This is a genomic window from Cupriavidus sp. JZ107 (assembly GCF_053903255.1).
The window spans coordinates 3,111,286-3,129,766 of record NZ_CP096481.1 but is presented as its reverse complement, the minus strand read 5'-3'; the positions used below and the strand labels follow the sequence as shown (position 1 = coordinate 3,129,766).

The following is an 18,481-nucleotide window of genomic DNA, read 5'->3' as shown; positions in this document are numbered from 1 at the left end:
GCTATCGATTCGCTCCATCACCCGCCCCGCGCCAGCAACGTGTACAAATGCGAGCGCGAAATCCCCAGCGCCTGTGCGGCGCGCTTCTTGTTGCCGCCATGGTCGGCGATGGCCTTCAGTGCGGCTTCGTAGGCAAGTTCCCGCAGCGCGGCGGGGCGGGAAGGCGGCGTGGTCGCAATGGCCGTCGGTGTCTCGCCGCGCGGCTCGTCTTCCCCCTCGTGTTCGGCATAGCTTTGCGCCAGCGGGTGCGGCGCGGCGTCGGCCGCCAGGGCCGCCGTCGCGCTTTCGTCGCCGCGGGCGAAGTCGGCCACGCGCAGGCGGCCGCCGTCGCAGAACACCAGCGCTTCCTCGATCTTCTGCCGTAGCTGGCGGATATTGCCGGGCCACGGCCGTTCGGCCAGATGGCGGGGGACCGCGCTGTCGATGGCGGGCACCGGCACGTTGTTGCGCTGGCAGAAGGCCTGCACGAAGTGGTGCAGCAGCGCGGGGATGTCCTCGCGGCGCTGGCGCAGCGCGGGGATGCGCAGCACGACGCCGCTCAGTCGGTAGTAGAGATCCAGCCGAAAGCGGCCGGCGTCGATCAGCGCCTGGATGTCGCGGTTGGTCGCCGCCACCAGCCGGAAGTCGATGCGGCGCGCCTGCCGGCTGCCGATGCGCTCGACTAGATGGTCTTCCAGCACGCGCAGCAGCTTGACCTGCATCTCCATCGGAATGTCGGCGACTTCGTCGAGAAACAGCGTGCCGCCGGCCGCCTGTTCCAGCTTGCCGGCCTGGCCCTGGCGGCGGCTGCCGGTGAAGGCGCCGGCGGCGTGGCCGAACAGTTCCGACTCGATCAGCGTGGCCGGCAACGCCGCCAGGTTCAGGCTGACCAGCGGCTTGCCGTCGCGCGTGTCGCCGCCGTCGCGCTGGCTGGCCTCGTGGATCGCGCGTGCGACGAGCTCCTTGCCGGTGCCGCTCTCGCCCAGGATCAGCACCGGCACGTCGAGCCGCGCGACCGTTTCGATCTCGCGCCGCAGCCGCTGCATCGGCGCGCTGTCGCCGATCAGCCGGCCGGGGCCGCCGCGCAGGTCGTCCAGCGCGCGCCGGTAGTGCGCGACCTGCGAGCGCAATTCGCTGACCTCCTTGTGCATCCGCGCGATCGCTTCGGGTTCCTTGAACAGGACCTGCCCGATCGCGCCGACCACCTCGCCGTGCTGGACGATCGGGATGCGGTTGACCACGCGCGTGACACCGTTCATTCGCTGCAGCTGCCCGATCTCGGCCTTGCCGGTGGCCGCGACCTGCGGCAACCGCGAATTCGGAATCACGCGCTCGGCGGGCTGGCCGATGCCCTCGCCGGTGCGCAGCCCCAGGAAGCGCTCGTGCACCGGGCTGATATAGCGCATGCGGCCGTCGCGGTCCGCCACGGTGATTGCCTGGTACGGGTTGGTGATGAAGTGTTCGAGGATGGCGCCGGCAAACGGCACGGCGCCAAGGAAATCGAACAGCGCGGTGGCGCTGCCCGGACGGTGCAGCAGCACCAGCGTCGTGGTGCCGTCGTCCAGCGCCAGCGCGATATGGCGCGTTGCCTCGGCGCCGGGCGCGGCTACCTCGAACAGATACGGACGAGTGCCGGCAACTTCATCGGTGGAGGGGCGGCCGGCCCGGGCGGTGTCGAAATCGGTGGCCTGTGCCAGCGCGGCCAGCGCGGCGCCGGCCAGTGTGTCGTCGCGCGCGATGCCGGTTGCCGCGGCGACCCGCCCGTCGCGGTCGATCACCAGCGCGCCCAAGGCGTCCGGAACGGCAGCCGATGTCCCGATAGGTGTCTTCAATGACGACAAGAACTGTCTCCGTGGCGGACACCGCAGTGTCCTGATATGTCGTTATCGCGGACACCGTAACAGCCGTCGCTCTCGTCCGCAAGGTTTTTTGCAAGCAGATCAACGACTTGCAGCGGTTACGCCGCCTGGCACGGTTGCTGCGCTTGTGTTGTCCACAGCAACGAGCAACAGGAGACAACGCGTGTCGTGGCAACCCGAAATCGATGAACTGGCCTACCGCCGGCAACTGGCGGCCCAACTGGGCGGGCCGGACAAGGTCCAGCGGCACAAGGACGCCGGCAAGCTGACGGTGCGCGAGCGCATCGATGCGCTGGCCGACCCCGGCTCCTTCCATGAGGTCGGCAGCCTGACCGGCAGCGGCCAGTACGACAGCAACGGTCGGCTGGTCGGCTTCACGCCGGCCAATCTGGTGATGGGACGCGCCCGCGTCGACGGCCGCCCCGTCGTGCTGGTCGGCGACGACTTCACCGTGCGCGGCGGCGCCAACGATGGGGCGGTCGGTGACAAGCTGGTCCACGCCGAGAAGATGGCGCGCGACCTGCGGCTGCCAATGGTGCGGCTGGTCGACGGTACCGGTGGCGGCGGGTCGGTGCGCAATATCGAGACCAAGGGCCATACGCTGATTCCGACCATGAAGGTGTGGCAGCACGTGGTCGAGAACATGTCGCTGGTGCCGGTCGTGTCGCTGGCGCTGGGCTCGGTGGCCGGCATGGGCGCGGCGCGCGTCGCGGCCAGCCACTACTCGCTGATGGTCAAGGAGACCTCGCAGCTGTTCAACGCCGGCCCGCCGGTGGTCGCACGCATCGGCCAGCATCTGACCAAGAACGAGCTCGGGGGCAGCCATATCCACACGCGCAACGGCGTGGTCGACGACGAGGTCGCCAGCGAAGAAGAAGCGTTCGCGCGCGCCCGCCAGTTCCTGTCGTATCTGCCGACCTCGGTGTTCGAGTTGCCGCCGCGCGCCGAGCCGGCCGACGATCCGGCGCGCCGCGACGAATGGCTGCTGTCGGCGATTCCGCGCGATGGCCGCGCGGTCTACAAGATCCGCCCGATCGTGCAGACGCTGGTCGACTCCGGCTCCTTCTTCGAGATCGGCCGGCATTGGGGCCGCGCCATCGTCACGGGGCTGGCGCGCGTCGACGGCTGGCCGGTCGCGGTGGTGGCCAGCGACCCGTACTACTACGGCGGCGGTTGGGACAGCGCCACCGCGGAGAAATTCACGCGCTTCGTCGACATGGCCGAGGCCTTCCATCTGCCTGTGATCAATCTGGTCGACATCGCCGGCTTCCAGATCGGACTCGAGGCCGAGAAGGCCGGGACCATGCGCTACGGCGTGCGTGCGCTGTCGGCGGTCTATCAGGCCACGGTGCCGTGGTGCTCGGTGATCCTGCGGCGCGCCTACGGCGTCGCCGCCGCGGCGCACCAGCATATGGGCCGCTTCAACTTCCGCTATGCCTGGCCGTCGGGCAACTGGGGCTCGCTGCCGATCGAGGGCGGGCTCGAGGTCGCCTACAAGGCCGAGATCGAGGGCGCCGACGATCCGGTGCAGAAGCGCGCCGAGATCGAGCAGCGCGTGCGCAGCCTGACCTCCCCGTTCCGCAGCGCGGAGGCCTTCGTCATCGAGGACATCATCGATCCGCGCGATACGCGGGCGCTGCTGTGCGAGTTCGCCAACCTGGCCGCGCCGCTGCGCGAGGCCGGCGTGCGCAAGTTCGGCATCCGGCCATGAGGCGGGGCTGTGGCACGCCGGCGGCAACGACAACGCCGCGCACAAAGACAACGACAACAACGACAGCCAACATCAAGGAGACCATCATGAATCGAACCCACCGGCCCATGCGCCGAACCACGCTGGCGCTGACCGTCCTCGGTGCCATGGCCGCCGTATCGGCCATCATGCCGAGCACCGCCGCCGCGCAGGAGAACTGGCCGTCCAAGCCGGTCACCATCATCGTGCCGTTCCCGGCCGGCGGCATGACCGACGTGCTGGCGCGCCGCATCGCCAAGGACATCGCCGTCGACCTGAAGCAGCCTGTCGTGGTCGAGAACCGCGCCGGCGCCAGCGGGCAGATCGGCACCGAGATGGTCGCGCGCGCCAAGCCCGACGGCTACACGCTGCTGGTCTCGGCGACGCACCACGTGATCAACCCCGCGGTGCGCGGCACGCTGCCGTACGACGCGGCGAAGGACTTCACGCCGATCGCGCTGCTCGCGACCACGCCCAACGTGCTGGTTGTCAACAACAACATCCCCGCCTCGACGTTGCCCGAATTCCTGGCCTACGCGAAGAAGCAGAAGGAGGGGCTGTCGTTCGGCTCGTCGAGCATCGGCGGCGCGACGCACATGTCGGGCGAGCTGCTGAAGCTGATGACCAAGGCGCCGATGGTCCATATCCCGTACAAGGGTGCGACGCCCGCGATGGCGGACCTGCTCGGCGGGCAGATCCCGGCGCTGTTCCACGATGCGATGACGATGGCGCCGTACGTCAAGGACGGCAAGGTCAAGGCGATCGGCATGACCTCGGCCAGGCGCAGCGATGCGCTGCCGAATGTGCCGACCATCGCCGAGCAGGGCGTGGCGGGCTACGAGGCCACCACGTGGATCGGCTTCTACGGGCCGGCCAATCTGCCCAAGCCGATCGTCGACCGGCTCAACCGCGAGGCGGTCAAGAGCATGAACGCGCCGGATTCGAAGGCCAGCCTCGCGCAATCCGCGACCACGCCGGGCACGATGTCGGCCGAGCAGTTCGGCGGCTTCGTGCAGGCCGAGCTGGCCAAGTGGAAGCGCGTGGCGAGCGAAGCCAAGGTCAAGGTGGAATGACGCGATGACCGATCTCCATGCCAATCCGATCGCGCCGGCGGACGACGGCCGCGCGCTGCTGTCGCTGCTGTCCCCGCGCTCGGTCGCCGTGCTCGGCGCCTCCGACAGCACGATCAAGGCCGGCGGCCGGCCGATCGACTACATGCGGCGGCACGGCTTTGCCGGCGCGATCTATCCGGTCAATCCGAATCGGGCGACGATCCAGGGGGTGACCGCCTATCCGTCGCTCGACGCGTTGCCGGCCGCGCCCGACCTGGTCGTCATCAGCGTGCCCGGATCGGAAGTCGAGCAGGCGATCGATCAGTGCCTGGCGATCGGCGCGCGCGGTGCCGTCATCTACTCGTCGGGCTTCGCCGAACTCGGCGAGGCCGGCGCGGCGCAGCAGCGGCGGCTGGTCGAGCGTGCGCGTGCCGGCGGCCTGCGGCTGTTCGGCCCGAACACGCAGGGCCTGGCGAATTTCGCCAGCGGCGCGATCGCGCACTTCTCGACGATGATCAATGAGGAGGCGGGCCAGGACGGGCCCGTCGCCATCGTCAGCCAGAGCGGCGCCGGCTCGGCCATTGTCTATGGCGGACTGCGCCGCAACGGCATCGGCGTGCGCTATATGGTCGCCACCGGCAACGAGGCCGACGTCAGCGCCGCCGAAGTCGTGCGCGCGGTGCTGCACGACGAGCAGGTGCGCGTGGTGCTGCTCTATATCGAGTCGCTGCGCGACCCGCAGGTGCTGGCGCAGGCCGCGCGGCTGGCGCACGAGCGCGATGTGCCGATTCTGGCCGTCAAGGCCGGCCGCACGCGCGCCGGCCAGCTGACGGCGAGCTCGCACACCGGCGCGCTGGCGGGCGAGGACGCGCTCGCCGATGCCTTCCTGCGCCGGCATGGCATCGTCCGCGTGGCCGACTTCCGCGAGCTGGCCGAATACTGCCAGGTCTTCGCCGGCGGCCAGCGGCCGCGCGGCGACGGCGTGGTGGCGATCAGCAATTCGGGTGCGACGTGTGTGCTCGCGGCCGATGCCGCCGAGGACGAGGGCCTGCGCCTGGTCGAGTTCGACGCGGCCGGCACCGAGGCGCTGCGCGCCGTGCTACCCGGCTACGTCAGCGCGCGCAATCCGATCGACATGACGACCGCGCTGCTGGGCCAGCCGCAGATCTTCGGCCGCACGCTCGACGCTGTGGCCGAGCGCGGCGCCGCCGACATGATCCACGTCGGCTTTCCGATCGGCGGCGAGGGCTACGATTTCGACGACTTCTCCCAGCAGACCGGCCGCTTCGCCTCGGCCAGCGGCGTGCCGGTCGTGGTCAGCGCCAATCAGCAATGGGTGGCGCAGGCCTTCCGCCGGCATGGCGTGCCGGTGTTCGACAGCGAGCGCGCGGCGATGCGCGCGCTGGGGCTGCTGTCGCGCTATGTGCGGGGGCGTGCCGCGGCGCTGGCGGCACCACCGGCGGCACCGGCGGTGTCCGGTTCAGCGAGCCAGCCCACCGCATCGTCAACCACCACGCTCGATGAAGTGCAAAGCCTGGCGCAACTGGCCGCGGCCGGCCTGCCGGCGGTCGCCCATCGGCTGTGCCGCGACCGCGAGCAGGTTCGGCACGCCGTGGCCGAGCTGGGTTTGCCGGTGGTCGCCAAGGGCGTGTCGGCGTCGATCACGCACAAGTCCGAGTACGGGCTGGTGCGCCTGGGCCTGGACAGCGAAGCGCGCGCGCTGGCCGCCTTCGACGAGCTCGATGCCAGGCTCGCCGCGCTGGCCGCCGAGCAGGGCGTCGAGCATGGCGGCGTGCTGATCGCGCGCCAGCACAAGGGAGCGTTCGAACTCGCGGTCGGCGCGCATCGCGATCCGGTCTACGGGCCGGTGGTGATGATCGGGCAGGGCGGCGTGCTGGTCGAGGCGCTGGACGACGTGCAGTTCCTGCCCGCGCCGTTCTCGGCCGCGCAGGCGCGCGAGGCCATCGCACGCCTGCATGTCGCGCGCGCGTTCGGCGCGGTGCGCGGCATGCCGGCGGTCGACGTCGACCGGCTCGCGGCGATGCTGGTGGCGCTGGGCGATTGGTTCGCCGGCAGCGCCGCCGGACGCGCTTGCGCGTCGGTCGATGCCAATCCGGTGATCGTGCCGCGTGGCGACGCCGCCCCGGTCATCGTGGACGCCGTGGTGGTCCGCAACGCCGCCAGCGAGGAGACCAATCGATGACGCCAAAATTGCAGGTCCGTCCGTTGCGCCGCGTGCTGGTCGCCAACCGCGGCACGGTGGCCGCCCGTATCCTGCGCGCGCTGAACGCGCAGGGCATCGAGTCGATCGCGGTCTATTCCGACGCCGATGCCGAATTGCCGTACCTGCAGCAGGCTACGGTGCGCGTGCGGCTGGGCGAGGCCGCGCCGCTGCAGAGCTATCTGAACCAGGACGCGCTGCTGCAGATCGCGCGCGAGCATGCGGCCGACGGCGTCCATCCGGGCTACGGCTTCCTGTCGGAGAACGCCGGCTTTGCCGAGCGCGTCGAGGCGGCGGGACTGTGTTTCATCGGCCCGTCGTCGCGCTGGATCCGCAGGCTCGGCCACAAGACCGAGGCGCGCGCGCTGATGGCGACCCATGGCATGCCGATGACGCCCAGCAGCGCCGTGCTGCCCGACGATCCGGAGGTCGTCGCCAGGGCGGCGGCGCGCATCGGCTATCCGGTGCTGATCAAGCCGGCCGGCGGCGGCGGTGGCATCGGCATGCTGCCGGCCCACGACGACAGCGAGCTGGCCGCGGCGTGGCAGCGCGCCCGCTCGGTCGCGCAGCGCAGCTTCGGCCAGGCCGAGCTGTATCTGGAAAAGCTGATCGAGCGGCCCCGCCATATCGAATTCCAGGTGCTGGCCGACCGCTACGGTGGCGTGCGGGTGCTGGGCGAGCGCGATTGCTCGGTGCAGCGGCGCCATCAGAAGGTCATCGAGGAGGCGCGCGCGCCGAACGTGCCGGCCGACGAGATCGACGCGATGGCCAGGCGCCTGGCGTCGCTGCTGGCGGCGCTGGGCTACGACGTGATCGGCACCGTCGAGATGCTGTACACGCCGGCGACCGGCTTCGTCTTTCTCGAGCTCAATACGCGCTTGCAGGTCGAGCATGCGGTCACCGAGCAGGTCACCGGCATCGATATCGTCGCGGCGCAGCTGCGGCTGGCCCGCGGCGAGCCGATCGAGGCGGTGCTGCCGACGCCGGTTCGCTTGCGCGGCCATGCGATCGAGGCGCGCGTCTATGCCGAGGATCCGGTGCGGTTCCTGCCGTCGCCCGGTCCGCTGACCGTGTATCGGCCGCCGGCGGGCGAGGGCGTGCGGGTGGAGACCGGCTATGCGCAGGGCGGCCGTGTCACCTCCTACTACGACCCGATGCTCGCCAAGGTGATCGCCACCGGCGCCGATCGCGCCCAGGCGATCGCGCGGCTGCGCGCGGCGCTGGACGCCTTCGCCATCGAGGGCGTCAAGACCAATCTCCCCTTTATCCAGCGGGTGCTGGACGACGACGATTTCGTCGCCGGCCGCATCGATACCGGCCTCGCGCAGCGCGTGCTGGCCGGCGGCACGAAGTCCGCCGCCGCGGCGCAGGCGGCCGCATCCACCCTGACATCCTGATCCCGGAGTCCCCCATGAAGCAAATCGAAGCGGCCGTCGCCGGCCATGTCTGCGCCGTCGACGTGCAAGTTGGCGCTACCATTGCGGCCGGCGATGCCGTGATGACCATCGAGTCGATGAAGATGGAAATCCCGCTCGAGTCCGAGCAGGCCGGCGTCGTCAAGGCCATCCTGGTGCAACCCGGCGATGCGGTCGCCGAGGGCCAGGTCGTGATCGAACTCGAGTAAGGAAGTGGTTTTGGAAAGCAGTACGCAAATCGTCCCGCAGATCGTCCCTGAGATCGTTCCGGTCGCGCCGGGCACGGCCGAGAAGCCCTATTTCGGCATTGACGTCCCGCTGATGCGGCATCTGGGCCTGCAGCCGGTCCATATCGAGGAGGGGCTGTGCCAGACACGGCTGCCCGCGCATCCGGCCCTGGTCAACAGCCGTGGCGACGTGCATGGCGGCACGCTGATGGCGGTGCTGGACTTCACGCTCAGCGGCGCCGCGCGCTCGCATGCGCCGCTGGAGACCGGCGTGATCACGATCGACATGTCGACCCACTTCCTGGCCGCCGCGCGCGGCGAGTTGACCTTCGAAGCCCGCTGCATGCGGCGCGGCGCGCGCATCGCGTTCTGCGACGGCGAGGTCAAGGATGCCGCCGGCAACGTCGTGTGCGTGGCGCGGGCGGCGTTCAAGCTGGTGCCGTTGGCGGCCGGGGGGAATTGAGGGCAGAGGTTGGCCGCATTGGCTGGCCGGGCGCCCTTTGCCCTCTCCCCCACCCCTCTCCCGCAAGCGGGAGAGGGGAGTGAGGTTTCCGTGAGGGCGTCGGCCTTGCTGACGCTATCGCCGGTGATCTCCCTCCGACCGCCCGCCGGAGAAGGGATGAGGTTTTCGAGAGGGCGTCGGCCTTGCTGACGTTATCGCCGGTTTGCTCCCCTCGCCCGACTGCGGGAGAGCGGAATGAGGTTTTCGAGAGGGCGTCGGCCTTGCTGACGTTATCGCCGGTTTGCTCCCCTCGCCCGCTTGCGGGAGAGGGGCCGGGGGAGAGGGCAATCCAGCGTCCGCAAAACCGCCATCACCCCAACACCCGCGGCGCGAAGCCGTGGTTCAGCGGGCCGTTGCCGGCGCCGAGCCGCAGGTCCGCGCCGGCCGCGATGGCCTGGGCGACGAAGTCCAGCGCGGTGCCGACCGCCTGCTCCAGCGCGTCGCCGCGCGCCAGTTGCGAGGCGATCGCGGCGGCCAGCGTGCAGCCGGTGCCGTGCAGGTTGCGGGTATCGATGCGCGGATGGCTGAACACGCGCACGCTGCCGTCGGCGCTCATCAGCAGGTCGTCCAGGCTGTCCTGGCCGGCTTCGGCCAGATGTCCGCCCTTGAGCAGCACCGCCTGGCAGCCCAGTTCGATCAGTTCCCGCGCGGCGCGCTCCATGTCGGCGCGGCGCGTGACCGGCCGGCCCAGCAGATACGAGGCCTCGGGCAGATTCGGCGTGACCAGCAGCGCGCGCGGGAACAGCAGCCGCACCATCGCCTGCGCGGTGGCGTCGTCCGACAGCGTCGCGCCGGACGTGGCCACCATCACCGGATCGACCACCAGCTTGCGCACGCCGTGGCGGTCCACCGCGGCGGCCACCGCCTCGACAATCGCCGCCGTGCCCAGCATGCCGGTCTTCGCGGCGTCGATGCCGATATCGCCGGCCACTGCGTCGATCTGCGCCGTCACCATCTCCGCCGGGATCGCATGCACGCCGGTCACGCCGAGCGTGTTCTGCGCGGTAATCGCGGTGATCGCGCTCATGCCGTAGCAGCCAAGGGCGGCGAAGGTCTTCAGGTCGGCCTGGATGCCGGCGCCGCCGCCGGAGTCGGAACCGGCGATGGTCAGGGTACGCGGGGGAAAGGCGGTCATAACGAGTCGAAAGACGAGGTCCGGGACGGCCGGCGGAGGGACGCCGGCCGAGTCCTGACCTGCCAGAAAAGAATTCGGAGAGCGGCACACCGTCGCCGCGCAGGGCAGGTACAATACCGCCACTCCGAGGAGCGTTGCAACGGACGGCGCGCGGGCCCAACCCCGCATTCTGCCATCCGCCAGGCTCGGAATGTCTTCAACGGCGCTCGCTGAACCGTGGTTCGCACGGTGGCGAGTCGACCTATCCGCACGCTGCACCCCCCGATGGGCACGCAGCCGTCCCGGATCCCGTCCCCCTTTCGTCACCGGCGTCCCACTCTTCGACGGAGTGAAACATGAACGCTGTGACCGATCTCAAGAACGATTTCGTGGTGGCCGACATCGGCCTGGCCGGCTGGGGCCGCAAGGAAATCGCCATCGCGGAAACCGAAATGCCGGGGCTGATGGCAATCCGCGAGGAATTCGCCGCCAGCCAGCCGCTCAAGGGCGCCCGCATCGCCGGCTCCCTGCACATGACGATCCAGACCGCGGTGCTGATCGAGACGCTGAAGGCGCTCGGCGCCGACGTGCGCTGGGCCTCGTGCAACATCTTCTCGACCCAGGACCACGCCGCCGCCGCGATCGCCGCCTCGGGCACGCCGGTGTTCGCCTTCAAGGGCGAGTCGCTGAAGGAATACTGGGACTTTACCCACCGCATCTTCGACTGGGCCGACGGCGGCACGCCGAATATGATCCTGGACGACGGCGGCGATGCCACGCTGCTGCTGCACCTGGGCGCGCGCGCCGAGCGCGATCCGTCGGTGATCGCCAGCCCCGGCAGCGAGGAAGAGACCTTCCTGTTCGCCGCGATCAAGGAAAAGCTGGCCAAGGATCCGGGCTGGTACAGCCGCAACCTCGAAGCGATCCGCGGCGTCACCGAAGAAACCACCACCGGCGTGCACCGCCTGTACCAGATGGCGCAGAAGGGCGAACTGCGCTTCCCGGCGATCAACGTCAACGACTCGGTCACCAAGAGCAAGTTCGACAACCTGTACGGCTGCCGCGAATCGCTGGTCGACGGCATCAAGCGCGCCACCGACGTGATGATCGCCGGCAAGGTCGCGGTGGTGTGCGGCTACGGCGATGTGGGCAAGGGCAGCGCGCAGGCGCTGCGCGCGCTGTCGGCGCAGGTGTGGGTCACCGAGGTCGACCCGATCTGCGCGCTGCAGGCGGCGATGGAAGGCTATCGCGTGGTGACGATGGAATATGCGGCCGACAAGGCGGACATCTTCGTGACCTGCACCGGCAACTACCATGTGATCACGCACGACCACATGGCGCAGATGAAGGACCAGGCGATCGTCTGCAACATCGGCCACTTCGACAACGAGATCGATATCGCCTCGCTGGAGAAATACCAGTGGGACGAGATCAAGCCGCAGGTGGACCACGTGATCTTCCCCGACGGCAAGAAGCTGATCATCCTGGCCAAGGGCCGCCTGGTGAACCTCGGCTGCGCGACCGGCCACCCGTCGTACGTGATGAGCAGCTCGTTCGCCAACCAGACGCTGGCGCAGATCGAGCTGTGGCAGCAGCGCGATAGCGGCAAGTACCCGGTCGGCGTCTACACGCTGCCCAAGCACCTGGACGAGAAGGTCGCGCGCCTGCAGCTCAAGAAGCTCAACGCGCAGCTGACCGAGCTGACCGACCAGCAGGCCGCGTATATCGGCGTGTCGAAGGAAGGCCCGTACAAGGCGGATCACTACCGGTATTGATTGCAGACCCATTGCCCGGATGGTGCTCCCCTTTCCCGCTTGCGGGAGAGGGGTTGGGGGAGAGGGAACGAGCGGTGGTCATGCCGCCGTCGCAAGCCACTGCGAATGCCCTTGCCCTCTCCCCAACCCTCTCCCGCAAGCGGAGAGGGAGTACGCCAAAGGCAATCGGCGCGTTTTCGCTTTGCCTTTTTCCACCGACAAGGAGTTGCCATGAGATTGCTGGCGGTATGGATCATCAACGCGCTGACGCTGTTCGCGATCAGCGCGGTGGTCGACGGCATCGAAGTGCGGGGCTTTGGCTCGGCGATGATCGCGGCGGCGGTGCTGGCCATCATCAATACGCTGATCCGGCCGATCCTGGTGCTGCTGACGCTGCCGGTCACGCTGCTGACGCTGGGCCTGTTCATCTTCGTGATCAACGCGCTGTTGTTCCTGTTCGTCGGCAATCTGCTGTCGGGCTTCACCGTGTCGGGCTTCTGGACCGCGCTGCTCGGTTCGCTGCTGTACAGCGTGATTTCGACCCTGCTGGCCGGCCTGCTGCTGCGCGACCGCGAAGCAGCCTGACGCCGGGCGCTCCCTTCCCAGCGCCGCCTCGGCGGCGGCGCCACCCATCATGCAAGACCGCTACTACAGCTTCGAGTTTTTCCCGCCCAAGACGCCCGAGGGCCGGGAAAAGCTGCGCAATACCCGCGCACAGCTGGCCCCGCTGGGGCCCAAATACATCTCGGTGACCTTCGGCGCCGGCGGCACCACGCAGCAGGGCACGCTCGACGCCGTGCTGGAAATCCAGCGCGACGGCATCGACGCCGCCCCGCACCTGTCCTGCGTGGGCTCGACGCGCGACGGCATCCGCGAGATCCTGCGCACCTACCGCGACAACGGCATCCGCCATATCGTCGCGCTGCGCGGCGACATGCCGTCGGGCATGGGCGAGATCGGCGAATTCCGCTACGCCAACGAGCTGGTGGAGTTCATCCGCGCCGAGACCGGCGACTGGTTCCAGATCGAGGTGGCCGCCTATCCGGAGTACCACCCGCAGGCGCGCTCGCCGCGGCACGACCTCGAGAACTTCGTGCGCAAGGTCAAGGCCGGCGCCGACTCGGCGATCACGCAGTACTTCTTCAACGCCGACGCCTACTTCCGCTTCGTCGACGACGTGCGCGCGCTCGGCGTCGACGTGCCGATCGTGCCGGGCATCATGCCGATCACCAACTACTCGCAGCTGATGCGCTTCTCGGAGATGTGCGGCGCCGAGGTGCCCCGCTGGGTCGCCAAGCGTCTGGAGAGCTTTGGCGACGACCGCGAGGCGATCCGCGCCTTCGGCCTGGACGTCGTCACCGCGCTGTGCGAGCGGCTGCTGGCCGGCGGCGTGCCGGGCCTGCATTTCTACACGCTGAACGCGGCCGGCGCGACCAAGGCGATCTGGCAGCGGCTGAAGCTGTAAGTCGGTAAGGCTGCAGGGCTGCAAGGCGGCCCGCCGCGATGGTGGCGATGCGGTGCCCGGTGCCGATGGCATACTGTGCCGCATGGTTACCGCCACGTTCCGCTTCTACGAGGAGCTGAACGATTTCCTCCCCCCGGCGATGCGCGGACGGGACTGGTCCTGTCCGTGCGCCCGCGCGGCCACGGTCAAGCACATGATCGAGGCGCTCGGGGTGCCGCACACCGAGGTCGAACTGATCCTGGTGAACGGACAGTCGTGCGGCTTCGACCGCGTGCTGGCCGACGGCGACCGGGTCTCGGTCTACCCCACTTTCGAGGCGCTGGACGTCACGCCGCTGCTGCGGGTACGGCCGGCGCCGCTGCGGGTCACCCGTTTCGTCGCCGACGCCCACCTCGGCGGGCTCGCCGCGCTGCTGCGCCTGACCGGCTACGACACCCTCTACGACAACCACTTCGACGATCGCGAGATCGAAGCGATCGCGGCGCGCGAGGGCCGCATCGTGCTGACGCGCGACCGCGAGCTGCTCAAGCGCAGCAGCATCACGCATGGCTGCTATGTGCGCGCGCTCAAGCCCCAGGCGCAGCTGCGCGAGATCTTCGGCCGGCTGGACCTGCGCCGGCAGGCGCGGCCGTTCTCGCTGTGCCTGAGCTGCAATGTGCCGCTGCGCGCCGCCTCGAGCGACGAAGTGGCCGGCCGCGTGCCGCCCGCGGTGCTCGAGCGGCACGAGCGCTTCTCCACCTGCGAGGCCTGCCGGCGGGTGTTCTGGGAGGGGTCGCACTGGCGCCGGATGCGGGCGCTGGTCGATTCGCTGATGCTGCCGGAAGGGACGGCCGACGCGCCCGACGCGGCGGCGGACTGCTGACGACGTCCCGATTGCCGCCATGTCGTTCCCGCGAAGGCGGGAACCCAGCGTCTTCAGCAGTCGCCGGGTCCGCGCATGCGCGGGGACGACGCAGGCGTCAGAACCGCCCGGCCTCGGTCACCATCCAGTCCATCGGGATATCGTGCGCGGCTGGCGCCAGCGCGATCCGGCAGTCTTCGTAGCCGATGCCGATCGCCACCGGCTTGCCCGGCAGCGCCGCCAGCGTGCGGTCGTAGAAGCCGCCGCCGTAGCCGAGGCGGAACTTCTGCGCACTGAAACCGACACAGGGAATCAGCAGCGCGTCGGGCGTCACCGCGGCGGTGCCGTCGGGCACCGGGATGCCGTAGCGGCCCTCGCGCATCGGTGTGTCGGGCGTCCAGCGATGGAAGTCCAGCGGCACGCCGGGCCGGCTGACGGCCGGCAGCGCGGCGTCGCGCCCCGGTGCGGCCGCGAGCCAGCGCGCCACCAGGCCGCGCGCGTCGAATTCCTGCTGGATCGGCCAGTAGAACCCCAGGCAACGCACCGGCAACCAGTCGAGCAGCGCGGCCAGCTCGGCCTCGATGCGCGCGTCCAGCCGCTGCCGCTGCGGCAGGCTGGCGCGGCGTGCCAGCAGAGCAGCCCGCAGCGCCCGGCGTTCGGTCACCGGATCAGCGGCGGGATCGCCGGACGGCGAAGACGGTTGCGCGGACGAGGGCGAGGGATCGAGCGGACCGGTCGGTGCGTTGGCCATGAGCGGGAGAAATACGTGCCGAAGCGGGGCGTTAGTCCCGGATCGGCCGGTGAGAAGTGCGTGTGATAATGTCCGCGGACTATTGGTTTTCAAGCGGTTCGGCAGCCACATCCAGCGCCGGCCGGGCCGCCACAACAAGGAAAGACAGGATGCGCAACGGAGTATATCGGCAGCGTGCGGGACAGTTCGCATTGACCGCGATCGCCACCGCCTTGAGCTTGACGCTGCTGGCAACACCGGCCGCCGCGCAGAAGCGCACGGTATCGTCGAACGGACAGGGCGCCGCATCGACGATGATCCCGGGCAATCCGGACGACGCCTTCCGGGCGCTGCGCGAAGCCGCCCGCAAGAACGACGTGGCGCGCGCCTATGCGATCTCGGCCACGCTGGTCGACTACCCGGTGCCCTCCTACGTCGAATACTTCCGCATCAAGCCGCAGCTGTTCGATGCCAGCGGCCTGGCGCGCATCGACGCGCCCGACGACGAGGTGCGCGCCTTCCTGCAGCGCTACCAGGGCGAGGCGATCGCCGACCGCATGCGCAACGACTGGCTGCTGGTGCTCGGCAAGCGGCGCGACTGGGCCAACTTCGACGCGCAGTATCCGCAGTTCGTGCTGAAGGACGATACCCAGGTCGAGTGCTATGCGTTGCTGTCGCGCGCGCTGAAGGGGCAGAACGTCGCCGCCGAGGCGCGCGCGCTGCTGACCGAGCCGAAGAACTATGGCGAGGGCTGCGTCGACCTGATCGGCTATCTTTACCAGAGCCGCCAGATCACGCGCGCGGACGTCGCCTTCCAGGCCCGCACCGCGCTGGAGCAGAACTACACCACGCTGGCCGGACGCATCGCCGCCACCGTGCCGGACGCCCCCGTCGACGGCGATACGCTGGCCATGGTGGTCAAGATGGCGCGCAGCGATCCGGCGCAGGCCGCCGCCTACCTGACCGCCAGCTCGGGCAGCCTGTCGCGCGACGAGCAGGGCGCGGGCTGGGGCGTGGTCGGCCAGTTCGCCGCCAAGAAGCTGCTGCCCGATGCGGCCGGCTACTTCCGCCGCCAGGTCGAACTGGGCGGCAACCAGTGGCTGTCGACCGAGACGCAGGAGTGGCGCGTGCGCGCGGCGCTGCGCCAGGGCGACTGGAAGCTGGTGCGGCTGGCGATCGAATCGATGCGCCCCGAATTGCGCACCAAGGATCCGGCCTGGACCTACTGGCTCGGCCGCGCGCTGGCCGAAGCGGGCCGCAACGACGAGGCCCGCCAGCAGTACCAGTCGATCGCCAGCGGCTTCAATTTCTACGGGCAGCTCGCCAGCGAGGAACTGGGCCAGCGCATCACGCTGCCGGCGCGTACCCAGGTCAGCGATGCCGAGGCGATGGCGATGCGCACGCGCCCCGGCTTCCAGCGCGCCAAGGCGTTCTACGACATGGACCTGCGCTTCGAGGGCAACCGCGAATGGAACTGGGAGCTGCGCGGCATGAGCGACCGCGAGCTGCTGGCCGCGGCGGAGTACGCGCGCCGCATCTCGCTGCTGGACCGCACCGTCAACACGGCCGACCGCACCCAGGCGCAGCATGACTTCTCGTTGCGCTTCCTGATGCCGTTCCGCGACATCATGCAGCGCGCCACCGACCAGGCGGGCCTCGACATGGCGTGGGCCTACGGCATCATCCGGCAGGAGTCGCGCTTCATCATGAACGCGCGCTCGTCCGCCGGCGCCCACGGCCTGATGCAGGTGATGCCGGCCACCGCGAAGTACGTGGCCCGCAAGATCGGCATGACGGACTTCACGCCGTCGATGATGAGCGATCCGAATGTCAACATCCTGCTCGGCACCAGCTACATGAGCATGGTGCTGACCGACCTGGACAGCTCGCAGACGCTGGCGTCGGCCGCGTACAACGCCGGCCCGGGCCGGCCCAAGAGCTGGCGCACCAGCCTGTCGCGGCCGGTCGAGGGGGCGATCTTCGCCGAGACCATTCCGTTCACGGAGACGCGAACCTACGTCAAGAATGTGCTCTCCAACGCCACGTACTATGCTGCATTGATGCACGGACATCCGCAGTCGCTGAAGGCGCGGCTGGGCACGGTGGTGCCGTCGCAGGTCACCACCACCAGCCTGCCCTGACGGGGCCGTGACGGCGCCCCGCGGGTGCGCCGACGGGGTGCCCCCGGGGCGAGATGTCCGCCGCTGCTTGACGCAGCATCGAACGCGCAGCATCGAACGCGCAGCATCGAACGCTGGGTCGAAACCCGCCGCGGCAGCCGTGCCGCGGCCACCGTGCCACGGAGGACATCATGCTGACGAGCAATGTGCTGGTGATCGGCGGTTCGGGCTTTATCGGCAGTCATCTGGTCGCGCGCCTGTCGGGCGTGGCAAACCGCAGCAACGCGCCGCTCGAACACGCGACGGTGGTCATTCCGCCGATGGATCCCGAACGGATCGTGGTGGTCACGCGCAACGAGGACAATGCGCGCGACCTGCTGGCGCTGCCGCGGGTCGAGATCGCGGTGCTCGATGTCGCCGACGAGGCGGCGCTCGACAGCGCGATCGGATCGCTGGGCATCGAGGGCATCGTCGTCAATCTGGTCGGCGTGCTCCACGGCGGGCGCGGCGACCCTTACGGGGCAGGGTTTGCCGCCGCCCATGTCGAACTGCCACGCCGGCTGATCGAATCGATGCGGCGCACCGGCGTTCGCCGGCTGCTGCATATGAGCGCGCTCGGCGCCGACAGCGCGGGCCCGTCGATGTATCTGCGCAGCAAGGGCGACGGCGAGCGCGCGGTGCGCGAGAGCGGTCTGGACTGGACGATCTTCCGCCCCTCGGTGGTGTTCGGCCCCGACGATCATTTCCTCAACCTGTTCGCCAGCATGCAGCGGCTCGCGCCCGTGGTGCCGCTGGCCTGCGCGCAGGCGCGGTTTCAGCCGGTGTTCGTGCAGGACGTCGCGCAGGCGATGGTCAATGCGATGGCGACCCCGGCCACGATCGGCCGCTGCTACGAACTCGGCGGCCCGCAGGTCTATACGCTGGAGGAACTGGTGCGCTTTGCCGGCGAGGCCTCCGGCCATCCGCGCCCGGTACTGCCGCTGCCCGACGCGCTGGCACGCCTGCAGGCGGCCGTGCTCGAACATATGCCGGGCGGCCCGGTGATGTCGCGCGACAACCTCGATTCGATGCGGCTGGACAATGTGCTGAGCGGCCCGATGGCGCCCGAGCTCGGCGTGCATCCGACCAGCCTGGAGGCGGTGATGACCGAGGCGCTGTCCGGTGGCAGGGAGACGCGGCTGGAGGCGTTGCGCTCGAGCGTGCATCGGCGGTGAAGGTGGGGTGGGAGCTGCCCTCTCCCCGGCCCTCTCCCGCAAGCGGGAGAGGGAGAAAACCGGCAGGCGGTTCCCACTAACGCTTGCGGGAGAGGAAGAGAAACCAACCGAGGGTTTCTCACCCCCCTTGCAGGCGGACGGCTCCCCTCTCCCGCTTGCGGGAGAGGGGCTGGGGGAGAGGGCAGCGGACCCGATGCGCTCGTATGTGACCCAGATTGACACTCCTTGCGAGCCCAATTCGTTTGGCCCGGCCCCGAGC

General features: G+C 69.5%; 15 protein-coding genes and 1 riboswitch. Of the genes, 12 read left to right on the top strand and 3 right to left on the bottom strand.

The window, feature by feature from the left end; genetic code table 11:
- Nucleotides 1-17: 17 nt before the first annotated feature.
- Complete coding sequence (locus M1D55_RS23715; protein WP_456281980.1) at nt 18-1,820, bottom strand: sigma-54 interaction domain-containing protein; 1,803 nt, start codon at nt 1,818-1,820, stop codon at nt 18-20.
- A gap of 181 nt (nt 1,821-2,001) precedes the next feature.
- Here M1D55_RS23715 and M1D55_RS23710 point away from each other — a divergent pair, with 181 nt between their 5' ends.
- The 6 genes from M1D55_RS23710 to M1D55_RS23685 all read left to right on the top strand — a co-directional run bounded on the left by M1D55_RS23710 (nt 2,002) and on the right by M1D55_RS23685 (nt 8,945).
- The gene (locus M1D55_RS23710) at nt 2,002-3,549 is read left to right on the top strand and encodes an acyl-CoA carboxylase subunit beta (protein ID WP_006579966.1); all 1,548 of its coding nucleotides are present in this window, start codon (nt 2,002-2,004) and stop codon (nt 3,547-3,549) included.
- A gap of 86 nt (nt 3,550-3,635) precedes the next feature.
- Nucleotides 3,636-4,640: a Bug family tripartite tricarboxylate transporter substrate binding protein gene (locus tag M1D55_RS23705; protein ID WP_006579965.1), complete on the top strand. Its 1,005-nt coding sequence runs from the start codon at nt 3,636-3,638 to the stop codon at nt 4,638-4,640.
- Nucleotides 4,641-4,644: 4 nt separating this feature from the next.
- On the top strand, nt 4,645-6,822 hold the full coding sequence (locus tag M1D55_RS23700; RefSeq protein ID WP_456281979.1) for an acetate--CoA ligase family protein: 2,178 nt from the start codon (nt 4,645-4,647) through the stop codon (nt 6,820-6,822).
- Nucleotides 6,819-8,237, top strand: coding sequence for an acetyl-CoA carboxylase biotin carboxylase subunit (locus M1D55_RS23695; protein WP_456281978.1), 1,419 nt, complete (start codon nt 6,819-6,821; stop codon nt 8,235-8,237). The genes M1D55_RS23700 and M1D55_RS23695 overlap by 4 nt, the downstream gene beginning before the upstream one ends.
- Nucleotides 8,238-8,251: 14 nt before the next feature.
- The gene (locus M1D55_RS23690) at nt 8,252-8,464 is read left to right on the top strand and encodes an acetyl-CoA carboxylase biotin carboxyl carrier protein subunit (protein ID WP_006580124.1); all 213 of its coding nucleotides are present in this window, start codon (nt 8,252-8,254) and stop codon (nt 8,462-8,464) included.
- A gap of 28 nt (nt 8,465-8,492) precedes the next feature.
- Entirely contained in the window at nt 8,493-8,945 is a 453-nt protein-coding gene (locus M1D55_RS23685) for a PaaI family thioesterase (protein ID WP_156526487.1), read from the top strand.
- A gap of 349 nt (nt 8,946-9,294) precedes the next feature.
- Here the strand turns inward: M1D55_RS23685 and thiD are convergent, their stop codons facing one another.
- On the bottom strand, nt 9,295-10,119 hold the full coding sequence (gene thiD, locus M1D55_RS23680) for a bifunctional hydroxymethylpyrimidine kinase/phosphomethylpyrimidine kinase (protein WP_456281977.1): 825 nt from the start codon (nt 10,117-10,119) through the stop codon (nt 9,295-9,297).
- Between the two features lie 120 nt (nt 10,120-10,239).
- Nucleotides 10,240-10,334, top strand: a riboswitch (S-adenosyl-L-homocysteine riboswitch).
- 120 nt (nt 10,335-10,454) lie between these two features.
- Here thiD and ahcY point away from each other — a divergent pair.
- From ahcY to M1D55_RS23660, 4 genes are all read left to right on the top strand, one after another.
- Nucleotides 10,455-11,873 carry an adenosylhomocysteinase gene (ahcY, locus tag M1D55_RS23675; protein ID WP_456281976.1) on the top strand — a complete coding sequence of 473 codons (1,419 nt, stop codon included), beginning with the start codon at nt 10,455-10,457 and terminating at the stop codon, nt 11,871-11,873.
- A 210-nt stretch (nt 11,874-12,083) separates the two neighbouring features.
- Complete coding sequence (locus tag M1D55_RS23670) at nt 12,084-12,437, top strand: phage holin family protein (protein WP_006580075.1); 354 nt, start codon at nt 12,084-12,086, stop codon at nt 12,435-12,437.
- 49 nt (nt 12,438-12,486) lie between these two features.
- Nucleotides 12,487-13,317, top strand: coding sequence for a methylenetetrahydrofolate reductase [NAD(P)H] (metF, locus tag M1D55_RS23665; RefSeq protein WP_456281975.1), 831 nt, complete (start codon nt 12,487-12,489; stop codon nt 13,315-13,317).
- 82 nt (nt 13,318-13,399) lie between these two features.
- Nucleotides 13,400-14,179, top strand: a complete 780-nt coding sequence (locus tag M1D55_RS23660; protein WP_006580074.1) for a Mut7-C RNAse domain-containing protein — start codon at nt 13,400-13,402, stop codon at nt 14,177-14,179.
- Between the two features lie 97 nt (nt 14,180-14,276).
- Here the strand turns inward: M1D55_RS23660 and M1D55_RS23655 are convergent, their stop codons facing one another.
- On the bottom strand, nt 14,277-14,909 hold the full coding sequence (locus M1D55_RS23655; protein ID WP_456281974.1) for a 5-formyltetrahydrofolate cyclo-ligase: 633 nt from the start codon (nt 14,907-14,909) through the stop codon (nt 14,277-14,279).
- A gap of 149 nt (nt 14,910-15,058) precedes the next feature.
- Here M1D55_RS23655 and M1D55_RS23650 point away from each other — a divergent pair, with 149 nt between their 5' ends.
- On the top strand, nt 15,059-17,029 hold the full coding sequence (locus M1D55_RS23650; protein ID WP_232206139.1) for a lytic transglycosylase domain-containing protein: 1,971 nt from the start codon (nt 15,059-15,061) through the stop codon (nt 17,027-17,029).
- 170 nt (nt 17,030-17,199) lie between these two features.
- Nucleotides 17,200-18,222, top strand: a complete 1,023-nt coding sequence (locus M1D55_RS23645; RefSeq protein ID WP_064575006.1) for a complex I NDUFA9 subunit family protein — start codon at nt 17,200-17,202, stop codon at nt 18,220-18,222.
- The last annotated feature ends 259 nt before the right edge of the window (nt 18,223-18,481 follow it).

Excerpts from the sequence above, each read along its gene's own strand:
- M1D55_RS23705 (WP_006579965.1), top strand. The coding sequence starts at position 3,636 with ATGAATCGAACCCACCGGCCCATGCGCCGAACCACGCTGGCGCTGACC.
- M1D55_RS23700 (WP_456281979.1), top strand. The coding sequence starts at position 4,645 with ATGACCGATCTCCATGCCAATCCGATCGCGCCGGCGGACGACGGCCGC.
- M1D55_RS23695 (WP_456281978.1), top strand. The coding sequence starts at position 6,819 with ATGACGCCAAAATTGCAGGTCCGTCCGTTGCGCCGCGTGCTGGTCGCC.
- M1D55_RS23690 (WP_006580124.1), top strand. The coding sequence starts at position 8,252 with ATGAAGCAAATCGAAGCGGCCGTCGCCGGCCATGTCTGCGCCGTCGAC.
- thiD (WP_456281977.1), bottom strand. The coding sequence starts at position 10,119 with ATGACCGCCTTTCCCCCGCGTACCCTGACCATCGCCGGTTCCGACTCC.
- ahcY (WP_456281976.1), top strand. The coding sequence starts at position 10,455 with ATGAACGCTGTGACCGATCTCAAGAACGATTTCGTGGTGGCCGACATC.
- M1D55_RS23670 (WP_006580075.1), top strand. The coding sequence starts at position 12,084 with ATGAGATTGCTGGCGGTATGGATCATCAACGCGCTGACGCTGTTCGCG.
- metF (WP_456281975.1), top strand. The coding sequence starts at position 12,487 with ATGCAAGACCGCTACTACAGCTTCGAGTTTTTCCCGCCCAAGACGCCC.
- M1D55_RS23660 (WP_006580074.1), top strand. The coding sequence starts at position 13,400 with ATGGTTACCGCCACGTTCCGCTTCTACGAGGAGCTGAACGATTTCCTC.
- M1D55_RS23655 (WP_456281974.1), bottom strand. The coding sequence starts at position 14,909 with ATGGCCAACGCACCGACCGGTCCGCTCGATCCCTCGCCCTCGTCCGCG.
- M1D55_RS23650 (WP_232206139.1), top strand. The coding sequence starts at position 15,059 with ATGCGCAACGGAGTATATCGGCAGCGTGCGGGACAGTTCGCATTGACC.
- M1D55_RS23645 (WP_064575006.1), top strand. The coding sequence starts at position 17,200 with ATGCTGACGAGCAATGTGCTGGTGATCGGCGGTTCGGGCTTTATCGGC.